This window comes from Oleiphilus sp. HI0066 (genome assembly GCF_001635725.1).
In genome coordinates, this window is the sequence record NZ_LWFH01000618.1 from 1 (window position 1) to 851 (window position 851).

2 protein-coding genes are annotated in these 851 nt (G+C 42.7%); one reads left to right on the forward strand and one right to left on the reverse strand.

Going from position 1 to position 851, the window contains the following annotated elements:
- The coding region (locus A3738_RS07995; protein WP_082889999.1) for a PilZ domain-containing protein at positions 1-471 on the forward strand (471 nt) is incomplete at its 5' end.
- Here A3738_RS07995 and A3738_RS08000 read toward each other — a convergent pair.
- Positions 464-851: TrmO family methyltransferase (locus tag A3738_RS08000; protein ID WP_197473700.1), on the reverse strand; the 388-nt coding region annotated here is incomplete at its 5' end. The two genes, A3738_RS07995 and A3738_RS08000, sit on opposite strands and share 8 nt — an antisense overlap.

Sequence of the window (851 nt, forward strand, 5' to 3'; positions counted from 1 at the left end):
GGTCGACTGCTACATTGGATGTTAATAAGAAGGATAAACAAAGGATTGATTATGGTCGCACGTGCATATATTCGACACCCGTCTGATATGCCTATCGAACTATCAACGGTTCCAGAGGACAGAGCCGTTTGTACGTTTACAAAAGATATCAGTGTTGGTGGGTTAAGTTTTAGTTCTTCAAGGTCCTTTGGTAAAGGCGCGCTCGTTTCAATTAAAATCCCGGTAATTGATCCTCCTTTCGAAGCTCAAGCTCGCGTTATATGGTGTTTAACTCAGGAAGATGGCTATGAAATCGGCTTAGAGTTTTGTACCTCTGGTGATGCCTATCGTGCTCGGATGGTCGAGCAGATCTGTCATATTGAGCATTACCGATTGTGGGTGAGAGAAGTAGAAGGGCGCGAATTAGACTCTGAAGGTGCTGCTGCGGAATGGATAGGAAAATTCGCAAAGGAATTCCCCGCTTTTAGCTAGTAATGTCTATAACGATTAGAGAGTTCTGTTCTACACGGAATTTAATTTCAAAGGCATATAACTTCATGCCATAGATCTTAGGGTCCTCGTTTTGTTGCTTATACGCAGGACGAGGGTCTTGTTCCATAACTTCCTTTACAAAACACTCTAGGTTCGTGTAACCATTTTTAGTCAAGGCGTGAAGCATTGCTCTCGCTTTGTCACTGAACACAACATCTAGTTTTGAAGATGGTGCGTTTTTCGCGATGCCACACTGAGGATTGATAGCGCTATCGGAATATTCAATATAGGGTTTGATATCGTATATAGGTGTGCCATCGAGTAAGTCAGGACATGAGACGATTAAGCTAGTCTTTTTGTCGAGAATGACTTGCTTTAGC